Here is a 15,742-nt window from a genome sequence, read left to right on the forward strand (position 1 = left end):
ACCGGTCGAACAGCAGCACGAGGACCGCCATGACACCGCTCCACGGCCTGAAAGTCGTCGAACTCGCCCGCATCCTCGCCGGCCCCTGGATCGGCCAGGCGCTGGCGGACCTCGGCGCCGAGGTGATCAAGGTCGAGGCGCCGGAGGGAGACGACACCCGCCGCTGGGGTCCGCCCTTCATCGAGCGCGACGGCGACCGGTCCGCCGCCTACTTCTACGCCGCCAACCGCGGGAAGCGCTCCGTCACCGCCGATTTCCGCACCCCGGAAGGCCAGGAACAGGTCCGCGCACTGGTGCGGGACGCCGACATTCTGATCGAGAACTTCAAGGTCGGCGGCCTCGCAAAGTACGGGCTCGACTATGCGAGCCTGCGCGACCTGAACCCGCGCCTCGTCTACTGCTCGATCACAGGCTTCGGCCAGACCGGCCCCTATGCCGCGCGCGCCGGCTACGATTTCCTGATCCAGGGCATGTCCGGCCTGATGTCGGTCACCGGAGAACCCGACCGGCAGCCGCAGAAGGTCGGCGTCGCCGTGACCGACATCGTCACCGGGCTCTACGGCGCGATCGGTATCCTCGCGGCGATCGAACAGCGTCACAGCACCGGGCGCGGCCAGCACATCGACCTTGCCCTGCTCGATTGCGCCACAGCGATGATGGCCAACCAGGCGATGAACTGTCTCGCCACCGGCATCGCCCCCGAGCGCCGCGGCAACGCGCATCCCAACATCGTGCCCTACCAGGTCTTCCCGACCTCCGACGGCCATATCATCGTGGCGGTCGGCAACGACGGCCAGTTCCGCCGCTTCTGCGAGGTCCTCGGTCAGCCGGCGCTCGCCGAGCATCCGCATTACGCCACCAACCCGGCCCGTGTCGCCAACCGCGAAGCGCTCACCGCCTTCCTCGAGCCCCTCACGGCAGCCCGCCCCGGCGCGGACCTGCTCGCGGCACTGGAGGCCGCCACCGTCCCCGCAGGGCCGATCAACGACATGGCCGCCGTGTTCGAGGACCCGCAGGTCATCGCCCGTGGCCTCCGGATCACCCCCGAAGGCATCCCCGGCGTGCGCGGTCCCTGGGTCTTCTCCGAGGCCGAGCTCGCCCTCGACCGAAGCGCCCCGACGCTGCCAGAACCTGACTGACGCCGGAACCGCGCGCGGCGTCCGTCTTCTGCTGTCCCGAAATATCCCCGCCGGAGGCTCCCGAACCCGCCGCGAACGCGCGGCTGGGCGCCTCAGCCGCGGAACACATCCTCGTAGGTCTGACGCAGCAGCTTTTTCTGCACCTTGCCCATGGAATTGCGCGGCAGCTCGTCGACAATCACGTAATGCCGCGGCTGCTTGAACCGCGCCAGCCGGCCTCCGATCTCCGCCTCGATATCGAGCACGTCGAGCTTGGCACCGGCCTCCGGCACCAGCACCGCCACGACGCTCTCGCCCAGGTCGGGATGCGGCGCGCCGATCACCGCGCTCTCCAGCACCCCCGGCTGCTCGTCCAGCACCTGCTCCACGTCCACCGGATAGACATTGAAGCCGCCGGAAATGATCAGGTCCTTGCCGCGACCGACGATCGTCACGTAACCGTCCTCGCCCTGCACACCGAGATCGCCGGTGATGAAGAACCCGTCCGGCCGCAACTCCTCGGCAGTTTTCTCCGGCATCCGCCAGTAGCCCTGGAAGACGTTCGCACCCCGCACCTCGATCATGCCGGCCTCGCCCACGGGCAGCGTGTCGCCGCTGTCGGGATCGGTGATGCGCAATTCCACCCCGGGCAGCGGCAGGCCCACGGTCCCGGCACGGCGCTCCCCCTCGTAGGGGTTGGACGTGTTCACGTTGGTCTCGGTCGTCCCGTAGCGCTGGATGATCCGATGCCCCGTGCGTTCCTCGAACGCGCGGTGCGTCTCGGGCAGCATCGGCCTGGAGCCCGTAATGAACAGCCGCATGTTGGCGCAGCGCTCCCGTGTGAAGCCGGGGTGGTCCAGCAGCCGCGTGTAGAAGGTCGGCACCCCCATCAGGCTCGTGGCCTGCGGCAGGGCCTCGAGCACCGCGTTCAGATCGAACCGCGGCAGAAAGATCATGGACCCGCCGGCCAGCAGCATGACGTTCGCAGCGACGAAAAGCCCGTTGCCGTGAAAGATCGGCAGCGCGTGGATCAGCACGTCCTCGGCAGTGAAACGCCAGGCCTCCTTGAGCACCCGGGCATTGGACAGAAGGTTGCGCTGGCTCAGCATCGTGCCCTTGGAGAGCCCGGTGGTGCCCGAGCTGTAGAGCAGCGCGGCCAGATCGTCGTCGCTGCGGTCACAGGGCTCGAAATGCTCGGGCAGCCCCGCGGCGAGATCGGGGAAACTGCCGGTTCCATCGGCCTCCAGCGTCTCGTAGCGCACCGCCATCCGGTCGCAGTCGCGGTGCAATTCCTCGCGCGCATCCGATCGCCCGAGCACCATCGCGGCGCCCGAATTCTCGACGAAATAGCAGACCTCGCGCGGCGTATAGCCGGTGTTCAGCGGCAGAAACACGATGCCCGCCATGATGCAGGCCGCGTAGACGGCCAGCGCTTCGGGCGACTTGTCCACCTGAACGGCCAGTCGGTCTCCCGGCTTCAAGCCGGCGGCATCCAGAGCATGGGCGTATCGGGCAGCGGTGGCGAGAAACCTGCCGTGCGTCAGGACAGTTCCGTCGCCGAGGATCAGGAAGGGCGTGTCCCTGTCGACATGAGGCGCAAGAAGGGCGTCGTGCAGCGGATTGGGCATCGGCGGGCCTTTGGGTGGCTGGAGATGCCCGACACCTACCCCCGCCCCCCCTCTCAGGGCAAGGCGGCGGAATGCACTCCCGACCGGGTCGCTTCGCCGCGCCCCCCGGCCCCAGCCCGACCAACCTCTCCCGGCAAGTCCAACCATTGCGTCAATGGCATAGCTCACGCAACGAACGACCCCGGCGGGTCGGCAACAAAGGCATGTTGATAACTAATTCGACCAACTTGTCCCGCGAGCCGCATCGAGTGACGCACGGTCACTGGGAATAAAACACATTCAGGATTGCCAATGCTCACCCTAGGGATCCACCCCGACAAGCCCCTGAATCAGAATAATTTTTCGCGGAAAAAACGAGGTGCGGCTCGCTCATTTCGCGACATGGGGTCGCTTCGGAACGGCGAAGGTCCGCATCAATGCGGCCGCGAGTCGTGTGGATAACTTTGTGGAGGCAATTCCCTGCTCAAGGTCGATACGCCGCTGCGATGCAGCATGTTGCGGATGCGCAACGGGCATTCCCTGCGCATCCGCGTAACCCCCTAGAGACGCGGCAATGCCTGCATCAGAGGCAGGAAATCCGCCATCTCCGGACCGCGCGCGCGGCCGGTGAGCGCCTTGCGCAGCGGCATGAAAAGCCCCTTGCCCTTGCGCCCGGTCGCAGCCTTGACCTCCGCAGTCCAGTTCGCCCAGGTGCTGTCATCGAAGGGCAGCGGCGGGAGCAGGTCCAGTGCGGTGCGCACGAACTCAGCATCCTCGGGTTCGACCTGCGCCTCCGCACCTTTGGAAAGGATCTCCCACCACGCGGCCATTTCGGCACGGGTCCCGATGTTTTCGCGCACGACGTTCCAGAAGCGCTCCGCCATCTCCCCCGGCACGCCAAGCGCTGCGATCTCGCTCGCGACCTCTTCTTTCGGCAGGCCATGCAGGTAGCGGGCGGTCAGCGGCCAGACATCCTCGACGTCGAACTTGGTTGGCGCGGCGCCGAAATGCGACAGCTCGAACCCGTCGATCAGCTCCTGGTGGCTGCTGCGCAGCTCCACCGGGTCGGAGGACCCCAGCCGGGCCATCAGCGACAGCAGCGCCAGCGGCTCGACGCCGCGATCGCGCAGATCGCGCAGCGCCAGGGTGCCGAGCCGCTTGCTCAGCGCCTCGCCCTGCGGGCCGGTCAGCAGCGAATGGTGCGCGAAGGCCGGAACCGTGCCGCCGAGCGCCTCGATGATCTGGATCTGGGTCGCGGTGTTGGTGACGTGGTCGGAGCCGCGCACGACGTGGGTGATGCCCATCTCCGTGTCGTCGACCACCGAGGCCAGCGTGTAGAGCACCTGCCCGTCGCCGCGGATCAGCACGGGGTCGGAGACCGAGGCCGCGTCGATCGAAATGTCGCCGAGGATGCCGTCGTTCCACTCGATCCGCTCCTGGTCGAGCAGGAAGCGCCAGTGCCCGGGCCGCTCCGCACGGAGCGCGGCCTTCTCGTCCTCGCTCAGCGACAGCGCCGCACGGTCGTAGACCGGGGGCTTGCCCATGTTGAGCTGCTTCTTGCGCTTCAGGTCGAGCTCGGTCGGCGTCTCGAAACACTCGTAGAACCGCTTTCTCTCGCGCAGCTCGTCGGCGGCGGCGGCGTAGCGGTCGAGGCGGGCCGACTGGGTCTCCTCGCGGTCCCAGGTCAGGCCGAGCCATTCGAGGTCCTCGCGGATGCCGTCCGCATATTCCTGCTTGGACCGCTCCGGGTCGGTATCATCGAGCCGCAGGATGAAGGTGCCGCCGGCCTTGCGCGCGATCAGCCAGTTGAACAATGCAGTGCGCAGGTTGCCCACATGCAGATATCCGGTGGGCGACGGGGCGAAGCGTGTGACGGTCATTCTCTCTCTCCTGTTGCGCGCCCTCTTCCACAGGGGAGAGTTCTTGTCCATACCGGAGGCACCGGAAGATGGGGAAGAGGCATGGACTGGACCACCGCTAACGCGCCAAGCGTCGAGGATATTGCGGCCCTCGCGGAGGAGGCACGCAAGGCCTTTCCGCAGCCGTTCGACTTCCCCGCTCGCGCGGTGGTGATCCAGGTCGAGGAACTCGCCGACGACGAGATGCTCGAGGACCTCGAGATCGACGACCCCTTCGAGCTGACCGGGCTCTACGACGGCATCCCGATGACCGAGCGGTCGGTCATGGACCAGCCCACGCAGCCGGACATGATCTGGCTGTTCCGCCGCGCGATCCTCGAGGAATGGATCGAGCGCGGGAACGTGCCCCTCGCCGAACTGGTCAGCCACATCGTGGTGCACGAATTCGCGCACCACTTCGGATGGTCCGACAAGGATATCGCCCGGATCGACCACTGGTGGGAATAACCGGCCCGAGCGACGGCGTCGCTGACCGGACATCCGATGTATTACCAAAGCCCACGCAGACTTGATCTTGCACGGCCAGATCGCTGTTGATCCATTCCGGGCTCCTGACCGTAATGCTGCCAGGAAGCGCAGAACAGGAGATTCCCATATGACTGCAAAGCTTACCCGCCGCACCGCTCTTCTTTCGACACTCGCCGCGCCGGTTGCGATCGCAGCCCCGCTCAAGGTCTCGGCCCAGCAGGCCGATGCGGCCCCACTGGCCATGAGCCGCGCCCGCGGCTTCCGCGTCGGGGACATGCAGGTGACCACGCTGTTGTCCGGCAGCGCCATGCGGGAAGAGCCGCAATCGATCTTCGGCCTGAACGTCGATGCCGAGGAATTCGAAAAGGTCAGCAGGGAGAATTTCATCCCCACCAACGCGGCGCAGTTCTACTTCACGCCGACCCTCGTCCGCACCGGCGAGAACGTGATCCTCTTCGACACCGGCCTGAACCCCGCCGGGATCACCGGTGCCCTGGCTGAAGCCGGGGTCGCTCCGGAGGACGTCACGCACGTTGTCCTGACCCACATGCATGGCGACCACATCGGCGGCCTGATGGAAGACGGCAAGGAGACCTTCGCCAACGCCGCCTACATCACTGGCCAGGCGGAATACGACCACTGGGCCGCTGCCGGCAATGAAGGTTTCGACACCAAGGTCAAACCGCTCTCCGAAAAGATGAGCTTCCTTGCCGATGGCGATTCCGTTGCCTCCGGCATCACCGCAGTCGCGGCCGCCGGTCATACGCCGGGCCACATGGCCTACATGCTCGAAAGCGGCGGCAGCCAGATGCTGCTCATGGCCGACCTCGCGAACCACTACGTCTGGTCGCTCGCCTACCCGGACTGGGAAGTGCGGTTCGACGCCGACAAGGCGATGGCCGCCGAAACCCGCCGCCGCGTGCTTGGCATGGCCGCCACCGACCGGATCCCGGTGATCGGCTACCACATGCCCTTCCCGGCCGCCGGCTTCGTCGAAACCCGCGGCGACGGGTTCCACTATGTCCCGGTCACCTACCAGCTGACCTGATCGCGCTTCGCTTCGGCCCGTCCGCGTCGCGTGGCGCGGACGGGCCGCGGCCACCTGACACCGCTCGCCGTTCCCGGACGGCACGTCCGGCGCCCCATCGCGCCGGGGCCTCGATCGCCCCCCGGATGAGTCGTCCAGCATCAATGTGCACAAGGTATAGCCGATCTGCGTGAGGGTCGGGCAGCGCGACACTTATGCGGTTGCATCATTGCGCTGAATGCGCAGTGTGGGCGCAAACATTGCGCCGAAGGGAGAGGCCACCGTGTCGGATATCCTCACGATCACCCTGAATCCAGCGCTCGACATCAACACCGAGACCGACAAGGTCGTGCCTGATGTGAAGCTGCGCTGCACCGAACCGCAAGTCGACCCCGGCGGCGGCGGGATCAACGTGGCGCGGGCCATCCGGCACATGGGCGGCAACGCAACCGCCATCGTCGCGGCCGGCGGGCACAACGGCAACCGCCTGCTCGACCTGCTGGCGTCGGAAGGCATTCCCACGATCACCATCCCCTCCCCCGGCGAGACCCGGGCCAGCGTGGTGGTGAATTGCAAGGAAACCGGGCTGCAGTATCGCTATGTCCTGCCCGGGCCGCCGTGGGAAGAGAACCATGTGCGCCTCGCGATCACGACGACGGTGCAGAATGCGCCGAAGGACGGGCTGATCATCCTGTCGGGCAGCCAGCCCCCGGGCGTGCCGCTCGATTTCGAGGAATCCCTGTCCGCCGCGATCAGCCATGCCGGCGCGCGGCTGATCGTGGATACTTCCGGACCGGCGCTGCGCCGGATCGTCGAGGACCACAACTCGCCCCCGTTCCTGCTGCGGTCGGACGACGAGGAAGCCGAGGGCCTTGCCGGGCACAAGCTGGCGACGCCGGCCGACACGGCCGCCTTCTCGCGCGGTCTCATCGAGAAGGGCGTGGCGCAGAACATCATCTTCGCCCGTGGCTCCGAAGGGTCGGTGCTGACCACGCCCGAAGGCTCCTGGCTCGCGACCGCCGCCAAGGTGGAGGTCGTCTCCAAGGTCGGCGCGGGCGACAGCTATGTCGGCGGCTTCGCCCTCAGCCTGTCGCGGGGCAACTCGATCCAGGAGGCCGCCCGCTACGGTGCCGCTGCTGCTTCCGCCGCCGTCACCACCGAGGCGACCCAGCTGTGCCGGGGCGAGGACGTGGAGCGGCTGCTGCCGCAATGCAAGCTGATCGAGCTCTGACCGGCCCGGACCGATGGACGTCACGATCTATCACAACCCCGCCTGCAGCAAATCGCGCGAGGTACTCCGGGTGATCGAGGCCTCCGGCTACACGCCGGAGGTCGTTGAATATGTCGAGACCGGCTGGGAACGCGGACAGCTTGAAGCCCTGCTGCGCGACGCTGGCCTGACACCGCGCCAGGCCCTCCGCAAACAGCGCGGGCCGGCCGCCGACATGGGGCTTCTCGAAGACGGCGTCACGGATGCCGAGATCTTCGAGGCGATGCTCGAGCGTCCCGTTCTGGTGGAGCGCCCCATTGTGCGGACCGAGCTAGGCACGCGTCTATGCCGGCCGGTAGGCGTGGTCCTTGACCTGCTGGAACGCTGGCCCGACGCCCCCTTTGCCAAGGCGAACGGCAGGATGCTGATCGACGCGCAGGGCCTGCCGGTCCCCGGCGAGTGACGAAAACGGGCCGCCGACGCTTCCGCCGACGGCCCTCTCAAGCGCGAACGCCATCCCTTGCCCCCTCGCGCACGCGCAAGGACCGGGACCTACCCGTCTGTCGGGTGAACGTAGCTGGTGGAGATGATCTGCCCGCGCGCCGGATCGACGTTGATCTTGACCTCGCTGCCCTGCGCATCGAAGGCGCTGAGAACACCCTCCTGCGGATCGAGCACCCGCACCTCGCGGTAGCCCTCATTGATCAGCTTGGCGTTCATCCCGTCGTAGAACTCCGTCGGCATGGTGTAATCCAGCTCTCCGCTTGATGCAGGCAAGACGAGAGTGAACATGGCTGCGCAAACGCAGCCAAGGCGAGCATAGGTCATGGTATCCTCCCAAGATCCCCCTGGCCTCGCCGCGTCAGGTCTCAAACAAAGTACTTGCGTCGGTCGGCCGGATCATCCGATCCGGCCGCCGGAAATGGTCGTGCGGCTAATGCGGTCGCAGAGGAGCCCGACGCCAATCGCCGGGTGACGTAAGGTAACACAGATCCCCCTGAGTCGGCTAGCCCGCCCCCCGCGACATCGCCCGCCCGGCCGTCAGTCGGTGTCGTCCGCATAGACGCGAAGGTAACGCCCGGCGACCTCGATGCCGACGAAATCCTGCTCGAAGGCCCGGCAGAGGCGTTGGCCGAACGCGACCACGGCATCGCTGTCGTCGGTGCGAATGCGGGCCAGCAGGATCTTTCGCAGGGTGCCGTCGAACGTGGCATGTGCCTCGTGGATCGCCGCGGACGGGAAGAAGATCGCCGCCTCCTGCGCCAGCTTCTGGATATCCGCACCCGTCAGCCAGCGCATCTGGGTGTTGGGCAGGTAGACGAGGTGCACATGCTGGCCGATCTCCACCTCCAGATGGCGCAGCGCTTCCTTCCGGCCCTCCACGTTCATCGGCACATCGTCGCGGATCGCCCGCTCCGCTTCGGCGGCGGTCTCCTCGAACAAGCGCTCCAGTTCGTCATTGGCGCCGCGACCCGCCGCGATCAGCTTGCGGCAGCCATCGAGATAGCCAAGCTTGCGCTCGATGTCCCACCCCGCCGGGGCAGAGACCACCAGCGCGCGCAGGTTGGAGATCACATCGGCCGTCTTCACCGCACGGGAATCGGCAGGCTTGGAAGGCATCGCCGCCAACCGCCGGGCCTTTCGCTCGGGCTTGGAGAGCGTCATGTCGTCGGTGTTGTCGACCACCATGCGCGCCACCCGCGTCCCGAAGCGCTGCTCCAGATCCTCCGCCGTCACCCCGGCGTCCTCGATCGTGTCGTGCAGCAGCGCCGCGATCATCTGCTCGACGTCCTGCCCGCCCGTGGCGCGCGCCACCAGGTCCATCACCTCGATCAGGTGATTGACATAGGGCTCCTGCGCCGCGCCCTTGCGCCGCTGGTTGCGATGCGCCTCTGCCGCGAACACGAGGGCGCGGGAAAGGGCAAGGATGTCGTCCGACATGGGCACTCCTGTCTTGGGCGAGGCAGCGCAGGCGGCGCCCCGGAATTCAGAGATAAAACGCAGAGGCGATGGAGAAAAAGATCAGAACCCCGAAGACGTCGTTCGAGGTGGTGATGAAGATCCCGGTGGCGACCGCAGGATCGAGCTTCATGGCACGCAGCACGAAGGGGATCAGCGAGCCGAAGGTGCCGGCGATCACCGTCACCAGCGTCAACGAGAGGACGCAGGTGAGGGCCAGGCTGGGGGCATTCCCGATCTCGATGAAGGCCGAGACGAGCAGCACGAGGCAGGCCACCACCGTTCCCACGACCAGCCCGTTCACCAGCGAGGCGGCGACCTCGCGGCCGAGCCGCCACAGGAAATCGCCCTTCCATGTCATGCCCTGCCCGATCGCCTGGATCGACATGGTCGATGCCTGGATGCCGACGTTGCCGGCGGTGGCCATGACCACCGGGATGAAGCTGGCCAGGATCGCGGCTTCGGTCAGCGCGTCCTCGTAGGAGCCGATGACCGAGGCCGCGACGGAGGCCCCCACCAGCCCGCCAAGGATCCACGGCAGCCGCCGCCGGACGATCTGCAGGGGCGAATCGAAATGCGTCGCCCCGGGTGAGACGCCGCCCATCAGGAGCGCGTCCTCTTCCGCCTCCTCGTCGGCGATCTGGCGCAGCTCGCGCGGCGTGATCCCGCCCAGGAGCACGCCGTCGGCATCGACCACCGCGAGATTGTGGATTCGCTGCGCCTTGGCGAGCGCCAGCACATCCTCCTGGTCGGTTTCGGCAGTCACGACCACCGGGTCCGTCTGCATGATCGCCGAGATCGGCGTGGCGTCGGGGTTCATCAGCAGATCCCGTCGGCGGACGACACCCTTGAGCCGGCCGGCATCGTCGACCACGTAGACGCGCCCCAACTGCTCGATCTCGTCGGCACTGGCGCGGATGTCGGCGATCACTTCGCCGACGGTGCCCCCCTCTCGCGCCGTCAGCAACCCGCGCCGCATGTGCGCGGCGGCCAGGTCCTCGTGCACCTCGAGCGCGGCACGCAACTCCTTGGCGTGCGGGTGCCCCTCCAGCAGATCGAGCGCGTAGCCATGCGGCAGGGCGTCGAGCAGGGGAAAGGCCTCGTCGGGGCTCATCTTCTCGATCAGCTTGCGAAAGGTGCTGCGCGTCTCTTCCTCGGCCAGCACCGCGTGAAGCCTCGGGTCCAGTTCCGCAAGGACCGCTATCCCCATCTCGTCGGGCATCCATTCCAGCAGCCTGCGGGCGTATTTCGAGCGCATGGCGACAAAGAGGGAAAGTATGTCCGCAGGCGGCCACCGCCGGATCGCCGCGAGCACCTTCAGACGTTCCCCGGCCTTGATCAGCCGCTCCAGTTTGCGGACGACGCCCCGGTTCGCAACTTCGGCGGCCTCGGTGCTGGAGGCATCCCAGCGAAACGCGGCGGCGGTCTCGACCATGGTTTCTCCTTCCCTCGGCTCATGCAGACGCGCGCCAATCTGGCGGCGCGGGCAACCTGACGCGAAAGGATGACCGCCCCGTGACGCCCGCTGCCCTGCTTCCTGATAGGATCAAATCCGCTCATCGGCCAGCAGGCCGCGTGAAACCTCACTTTCCGACAATCGCTGGATTCACGGAGGCGTGGTAAATTGGGCGATATTTTCTCGAGGACCTTATTGTAATGACCAGTTTCGAATTCCTGTCGGGGCGGACCCTGCTGGCGCTCGGTGCGGCGCTTGGCTACACGATCGCAACGATCATCATGAAATACATGGCGGATACGACGGACACCCTGCTGATCGGGGCCGTTGCCGCGGTGCTCGCCCTCACGGTGATCGCCGAGGTGCATCTGCTGCGGCAGGTCGACCTCGGCCTTGCCTACGTCGCCATCATCGCGACCGAATCCATCCTGGTGCTGCTCTTCGCCCTGATGATCGGCGAAACGCTGAGCCCGCGCGAGATGGCCGGCGCGGCGCTGGTCGTCGCCGGCGCCGTGATGGTCAGCTTCTGACGGCGGCCAGGCCGACACCCGGCACGGCGCATCCCGTTACTCGGTGTTGCGCCGTCCGATCGGATCGCGCCAGCGATTGACGATCGGGTAGCGCCGGTCGAGCCAGAAGGCGCTGCGGGTCAGCCGCGCGCCGGGGGCCGACTGGAAGCGCTTGTATTCCGACAGATAGAGGAGGTGCTCAACCCGGCGAACATCCTCGATGGCGAAGCCTTCGGCGAGGATCTCCTCGAAGGAGGCTTCCTCGTCGACCAGCATCTCGAGGATGCGGTCGAGCACCGGATAGGGCGGCAGGCTGTCCTCGTCCTTCTGATCCTCGCGCAGTTCCGCCGAGGGCGGCTTGTCGATCACGCGCGGCGGGATCACTTCGCCCGAGGGCGCCAGCATCCAGTCGCGGTGATTGGCGTTGCGCCAGCGGCAGGTCTCGAAGACCCGCATCTTGTAGAGATCCTTGATCGGATTGTAGCCGCCCGCCATGTCGCCGTAGATCGTGGCATATCCGACCGCGACCTCGGACTTGTTGCCGGTGGTCAGAAGCATCTCGCCGAACTTGTTGGAGAGCGCCATGAGCATCAGCCCGCGCAGGCGGGACTGGATGTTTTCCTCCGTCGTGTCGGGCGTCGTGCCCTCGAAGAGCGGCGCCAGCGCCTCGGTCACGGCGGCACGCGGCCCGGCAATCGGCACGGAATCGAGAGCGCAGCCGAGGTTGCGCGCCACGGCTTCGGCATCCTCCAGCGAGTGGACGGATGTGTATTCCGACGGCAGCATCACGCAGCGCACGTTCTCCGGGCCAATGGCATCGGCAGCGATGGTGGCGACCAGCGCCGAATCGATGCCGCCCGAGAGCCCCAGCAGCACCTTGGAGAAACCGGACTTGCGCAGGTAATCCCGCAGGGACAACACCATCAGGTGATAATCCTGCTCCCAGTCGTCGGGCAGGTGCGCCATCTCGCCGGCCTCGGCTTCCCAGCCATCACCGCCCTCCACGAAATCGACATGGGCGATCGCCTCTTCGAACACCGGCATCTGGACCACGAGCTGCCCGTGCGGGTTGAGCACGAAGGAGCCGCCGTCGAACACCTGGTCGTCCTGCCCGCCAACCATGTTGAGATACACCAGTGGCAGGCCGGTCTCGACCACGCGGGAGACCATGTGGGTCAGCCGCATCTCGCGCTTGCCGCGGAAATAGGGCGAGCCGTTCGGCACCAGCAGAAGCTCGGCGCCGGTTTCGGCGAGCGTCTCGCAGACATCCGGATGCCAGGCATCCTCGCAGATCGGTATGCCGAGCCGCAGCGGGCCGAGACCGATGGGGCCGTTCACGTCACCGGAGGAGAAATACCGCTCCTCGTCGAAGACGTTGAAGTTGGGCAGGTGGTGCTTGACGATCTGCGCCGCGACCTTTCCGCCCTTGAGCACCACGTAGACGTTGAACAGCTCCGCGCCCTCGAACCAGGGCAGCCCGATCCCCAGCGCCGGCCCGTCGGCGCAGGCTGCCGCGAGCTCTTCCAGCACGACCTGGCAATCGATCACGAAGGCCGGCTTCATCACCAGGTCCTGGGCCTGGTAACCGGCCAGGAACATCTCCGGAAGCGCGACCATGTCGGCGCCGGCGGCTTTCGCCTGCTCCCAAGCGGCCTTGGCCTTGGCGGCGTTGCCGCGCAGGTCGCCCACCGTGGGGTTCAGCTGTGCCAGCGTCAGTCGGAATCGGTTCATCGGCGCGCTCCTTCGGGCAGGCCCCGGCACGGGCCCCGGCCCTCTTAGCAGACTGACGCGCGCATGGAAGCCGCCGGAGGCAAAAGGCGTTGCCCATCTTCGGGGTGGCAACTAGGGTTGCGCACCGAAGTCTCGATTCAAGACCCCGGCGCGGCCGAGGGGAGAAAGCATGATCCGACAGGTGAAAACCGCATTTCTGACCGCACAGATGGCCGTTTTTCTGGCCACGGCCTGGCCGGCGACGGCGCAGTCCTCGGATGTGCAGACCAAGCAATACGACAACGGCGGCGTCTACGAGGGCACGTTCAAGGACGGGCTCCAGCACGGCACAGGCACCTACCGGCTGCCGAACGGCTACGAATACACCGGCGACTGGGTCGAGGGAGAGATCCTCGGCCAGGGCATCGCCCGCTTCCCCGACGGCTCCGTCTATGAAGGGCAGTTCGCCAAGGGCAAGCCGCACGGCATCGGCAAGATCACCTTTGCCGATGGCGGCACCTACGAGGGCGAGTGGGTCGAGAACGAGATGACCGGCAAGGGCGTCGCCAACTACGCAAATGGCGTGCGCTACGAGGGTGACTTCGTGAACGCCCTGCACGACGGCGTCGGCACGATGACAGCGCCTACCGGCTATCGCTACGAGGGCGAATGGGTGGCCGGCGTCAAGGAGGGCAAGGGCACGATCACCTACCCCAACGGCGCCGTCTACGAAGGCAACCTGAACCGCGGGCTGCGGTCCGGGCAGGGCAAGCTCACCATGCCCGACGGGCTGGAATACGAGGGCGCCTGGAAGGACGGGCAGATCAACGGCCTCGGCCGGCTCAAGCAGTCCAACGGCGACGTCTATGAAGGGCTTCTCGCCAATGGCCAGCGCGAGGGCCGTGGCAAGGTCACCTATGCCAACGGCGATGTCTACGAGGGCGATTTCCAGGCCGACCGCCGGCACGGCGAGGGCGCCTTCACCGGCACCGACGGCTATGTCTACACCGGCGCCTGGATCGAAGGCCGCATCGAGGGCGCGGGCAAGGTCGTCTATCCAGACGGCTCGGTCTACGAGGGCGCGTTCAAGGACGACCAGCCGCACGGCAAGGGCAAGATCACCTATCCGGATGGCAACACCTACGAGGGTGACTGGGTCGACAGCGTGATCGAGGGGACCGGCATCGCCCGCTATGCCGATGGCCAGGTCTACGAGGGCGAGTTCAAGGACGCGCGCTACCACGGCAAGGGCGTGATGACCTACCCCGACGGCTACCGCTACGAGGGCGACTGGGTCGACGGCACCCGGCATGGCAAGGGCAAGGCCACCTACACCGACGGCAGCATCTATGAAGGCGACTTCAAGGACGGCCAGCGGACCGGACAAGGCACGCTCGTTGCGCCGAGCGGCTTCACCTACACCGGCGAATGGGTCGACGGCGAGATGCAGGGCAAGGGCATCGCGACCTACCTGAACGGCGATGTCTACGAGGGCAACTTCTCGGCCGGCATGCCCCAGGGCGAAGGCCGGATGCACTACGCCTCGGGCGAGGTGCGCGCCGGGGAGTGGAATGCCGGCGACCTGATCCGCCCGGATGCCAACGTCGCGCCCCCCGCCGAGACGGAGACCGCCGGCGAGACGGCAGAGCCCGAAGCAGCAGAAACCAGCCAGTAACACCACGCGGCAGTGCGCCACCCTGCCCGCGCGAGCGACACGAGCAATGGTCGCATCGCAGGGGCGGTCGACGCACGCGCCGCGAGCGAACGAGCGAGGGACGCGGCCATGTCGGACATCACGATCTACCACATCCCGGTCTGCCCGTTCTCCCAACGGGTCAAGATCCTGCTCAGCCTCAAGGGTGCTGCGCAGCGTGTGCGCTTCGAGGTCATCGACATCACGGTGCCCCGGCCCGACTGGCTGCTGGAGCTGACAGGCGGCACCACCGCGCTGCCTGTCCTGGTGGAGGACGCGGGGCGGGTGCTCAAGGAAAGCCTGGTGATCCTGCGCTACCTGGAGGAACTCCTGCCCGACACACCGGTCGCCCGCACCGATCCCTACGAGCGGGCCGTCGAGCGGATGCTGATCGCACAGGAAGGCGGGTTCACCGAAACGGGCTACCGGATGATCCTGAACCAGGACCGGGACCAGACCGCGCAATTCCGCGAGAAGATGGACGCGTTCTACCTCGGGTTCTCGCGGTTCCTCGAGCGGCACGCCACCGGGGACACCTTTCTTTTCGACCGGTTCGGGCTTGCCGAGGCCGTGTTCACCCCGATCTTCCAACGGTTCTGGTTCCTCGACCATTACGAGGGCTACCAGCCCCCCAGCACGCCCGACACCGCCCGGGCCCGGCGCTGGCATGACGCCTGTATCGCGCACCCCGATGCGCAACAGGTCAGCCGGCGGGAGATCGTGACGCTCTACTACGACTATGCCCTCGGCGCCGGAAACGGCGCCCTGCCGCCGGGACGGAATGTCTCCAGTTTCACCTTCACGCCCGACTGGCGCGACCGTCCGCTGCCGCCGCCCGAGAAATACGGCGCCTCCGCAAGCGACGCGGAGCTGGGCCTGCTCTAGGCGGCGAAAACCGCTTCCCTTTCGGGTCCGGCTGCGTATAGTCGCCCGCATGATGACGAACCGGCATATCCTTTCCGCACCCGCCTCCGCGCGGGCGCTGCCCCTTGCCGGCCTCCTCCTTCTCCTTAGCCGCCTCTGAGCGTGCCGTCCGGCGCGTCCGCTCAGAGGGCTTTGCGCAGCG

Annotated in this window: 14 protein-coding genes; 8 read left to right on the forward strand and 6 right to left on the reverse strand. The window is 66.9% G+C overall.

The window, feature by feature from the left end:
- Positions 1-29 precede the first annotated feature (29 nt).
- Entirely contained in the window at positions 30-1,139 is a 1,110-nt protein-coding gene (locus CHB86_RS16895; protein ID WP_089234267.1) for a CaiB/BaiF CoA transferase family protein, read from the forward strand.
- A gap of 92 nt (positions 1,140-1,231) precedes the next feature.
- On the opposite strand, the gene CHB86_RS16900 is transcribed toward CHB86_RS16895, so the two are convergent.
- On the reverse strand, positions 1,232-2,746 hold the full coding sequence (locus CHB86_RS16900) for a malonate--CoA ligase (protein ID WP_089234268.1): 1,515 nt from the start codon (positions 2,744-2,746) through the stop codon (positions 1,232-1,234).
- 539 nt (positions 2,747-3,285) lie between these two features.
- Complete coding sequence (gene gltX / locus CHB86_RS16905) at positions 3,286-4,605, reverse strand: glutamate--tRNA ligase (RefSeq protein ID WP_089234269.1); 1,320 nt, start codon at positions 4,603-4,605, stop codon at positions 3,286-3,288.
- Between the two features lie 81 nt (positions 4,606-4,686).
- Between gltX and CHB86_RS16910 the strand changes: the two genes are divergently transcribed.
- The 4 genes from CHB86_RS16910 to arsC all read left to right on the forward strand — a co-directional run bounded on the left by CHB86_RS16910 (position 4,687) and on the right by arsC (position 7,812).
- The gene (locus CHB86_RS16910; RefSeq protein ID WP_089234270.1) at positions 4,687-5,091 is read left to right on the forward strand and encodes a metallopeptidase family protein; all 405 of its coding nucleotides are present in this window, start codon (positions 4,687-4,689) and stop codon (positions 5,089-5,091) included.
- Positions 5,092-5,239: 148 nt separating this feature from the next.
- The gene (locus CHB86_RS16915) at positions 5,240-6,160 is read left to right on the forward strand and encodes an MBL fold metallo-hydrolase (RefSeq protein WP_089234271.1); all 921 of its coding nucleotides are present in this window, start codon (positions 5,240-5,242) and stop codon (positions 6,158-6,160) included.
- 262 nt (positions 6,161-6,422) lie between these two features.
- Positions 6,423-7,370, forward strand: a complete 948-nt coding sequence (locus CHB86_RS16920; protein ID WP_089234272.1) for a 1-phosphofructokinase family hexose kinase — start codon at positions 6,423-6,425, stop codon at positions 7,368-7,370.
- Between the two features lie 13 nt (positions 7,371-7,383).
- A complete protein-coding gene (gene arsC / locus CHB86_RS16925) occupies positions 7,384-7,812 on the forward strand; it encodes an arsenate reductase (glutaredoxin) (RefSeq protein WP_089234273.1) in 429 nt (142 codons plus the stop codon).
- 89 nt (positions 7,813-7,901) lie between these two features.
- Here arsC and CHB86_RS16930 read toward each other — a convergent pair whose 3' ends face one another.
- The 3 genes from CHB86_RS16930 to mgtE all read right to left on the reverse strand — a co-directional run bounded on the left by CHB86_RS16930 (position 7,902) and on the right by mgtE (position 10,743).
- Positions 7,902-8,177 carry a hypothetical protein gene (locus CHB86_RS16930; RefSeq protein ID WP_141134918.1) on the reverse strand — a complete coding sequence of 92 codons (276 nt, stop codon included), beginning with the start codon at positions 8,175-8,177 and terminating at the stop codon, positions 7,902-7,904.
- Between the two features lie 213 nt (positions 8,178-8,390).
- Positions 8,391-9,290, reverse strand: a complete 900-nt coding sequence (locus tag CHB86_RS16935; protein ID WP_089234275.1) for an HD domain-containing protein — start codon at positions 9,288-9,290, stop codon at positions 8,391-8,393.
- Positions 9,291-9,336: 46 nt separating this feature from the next.
- Positions 9,337-10,743: a magnesium transporter gene (gene mgtE / locus CHB86_RS16940; RefSeq protein ID WP_089234276.1), complete on the reverse strand. Its 1,407-nt coding sequence runs from the start codon at positions 10,741-10,743 to the stop codon at positions 9,337-9,339.
- Positions 10,744-10,964: 221 nt separating this feature from the next.
- Between mgtE and CHB86_RS16945 the strand changes: the two genes are divergently transcribed.
- Positions 10,965-11,294 carry a hypothetical protein gene (locus CHB86_RS16945; RefSeq protein WP_089234277.1) on the forward strand — a complete coding sequence of 110 codons (330 nt, stop codon included), beginning with the start codon at positions 10,965-10,967 and terminating at the stop codon, positions 11,292-11,294.
- 36 nt (positions 11,295-11,330) lie between these two features.
- Here the strand turns inward: CHB86_RS16945 and CHB86_RS16950 are convergent, their stop codons facing one another.
- Positions 11,331-13,004, reverse strand: coding sequence for an NAD+ synthase (locus tag CHB86_RS16950; protein WP_089234278.1), 1,674 nt, complete (start codon positions 13,002-13,004; stop codon positions 11,331-11,333).
- 208 nt (positions 13,005-13,212) lie between these two features.
- Between CHB86_RS16950 and CHB86_RS16955 the strand changes: the two genes are divergently transcribed.
- Both CHB86_RS16955 and CHB86_RS16960 read left to right on the forward strand, forming a co-directional pair.
- Positions 13,213-14,658, forward strand: a complete 1,446-nt coding sequence (locus CHB86_RS16955; protein ID WP_245838127.1) for an MORN repeat-containing protein — start codon at positions 13,213-13,215, stop codon at positions 14,656-14,658.
- A 108-nt stretch (positions 14,659-14,766) separates the two neighbouring features.
- On the forward strand, positions 14,767-15,561 hold the full coding sequence (locus CHB86_RS16960; protein ID WP_176442912.1) for a glutathione S-transferase family protein: 795 nt from the start codon (positions 14,767-14,769) through the stop codon (positions 15,559-15,561).
- Positions 15,562-15,742 lie beyond the last annotated feature (181 nt).

It is taken from the genome of Tropicimonas sediminicola, from assembly GCF_900188335.1.
Taxonomy (GTDB): Bacteria; Pseudomonadota; Alphaproteobacteria; order Rhodobacterales; family Rhodobacteraceae; genus Tropicimonas; species Tropicimonas sediminicola.

What these genes read in the sequence shown, in the direction of transcription:
- gltX (WP_089234269.1), bottom strand. Translation starts at nt 4,605, where the DNA reads ATGACCGTCACACGCTTCGCCCCGTCGCCCACCGGATATCTGCATGTG.
- CHB86_RS16945 (WP_089234277.1), top strand. Translation starts at nt 10,965, where the DNA reads ATGACCAGTTTCGAATTCCTGTCGGGGCGGACCCTGCTGGCGCTCGGT.
- CHB86_RS16895 (WP_089234267.1), top strand. Translation starts at nt 30, where the DNA reads ATGACACCGCTCCACGGCCTGAAAGTCGTCGAACTCGCCCGCATCCTC.
- CHB86_RS16910 (WP_089234270.1), top strand. Translation starts at nt 4,687, where the DNA reads ATGGACTGGACCACCGCTAACGCGCCAAGCGTCGAGGATATTGCGGCC.
- CHB86_RS16935 (WP_089234275.1), bottom strand. Translation starts at nt 9,290, where the DNA reads ATGTCGGACGACATCCTTGCCCTTTCCCGCGCCCTCGTGTTCGCGGCA.
- CHB86_RS16955 (WP_245838127.1), top strand. Translation starts at nt 13,213, where the DNA reads ATGGCCGTTTTTCTGGCCACGGCCTGGCCGGCGACGGCGCAGTCCTCG.
- CHB86_RS16900 (WP_089234268.1), bottom strand. Translation starts at nt 2,746, where the DNA reads ATGCCCAATCCGCTGCACGACGCCCTTCTTGCGCCTCATGTCGACAGG.
- CHB86_RS16950 (WP_089234278.1), bottom strand. Translation starts at nt 13,004, where the DNA reads ATGAACCGATTCCGACTGACGCTGGCACAGCTGAACCCCACGGTGGGC.
- CHB86_RS16915 (WP_089234271.1), top strand. Translation starts at nt 5,240, where the DNA reads ATGACTGCAAAGCTTACCCGCCGCACCGCTCTTCTTTCGACACTCGCC.
- CHB86_RS16960 (WP_176442912.1), top strand. Translation starts at nt 14,767, where the DNA reads ATGTCGGACATCACGATCTACCACATCCCGGTCTGCCCGTTCTCCCAA.
- mgtE (WP_089234276.1), bottom strand. Translation starts at nt 10,743, where the DNA reads ATGGTCGAGACCGCCGCCGCGTTTCGCTGGGATGCCTCCAGCACCGAG.
- arsC (WP_089234273.1), top strand. Translation starts at nt 7,384, where the DNA reads ATGGACGTCACGATCTATCACAACCCCGCCTGCAGCAAATCGCGCGAG.
- CHB86_RS16930 (WP_141134918.1), bottom strand. Translation starts at nt 8,177, where the DNA reads ATGACCTATGCTCGCCTTGGCTGCGTTTGCGCAGCCATGTTCACTCTC.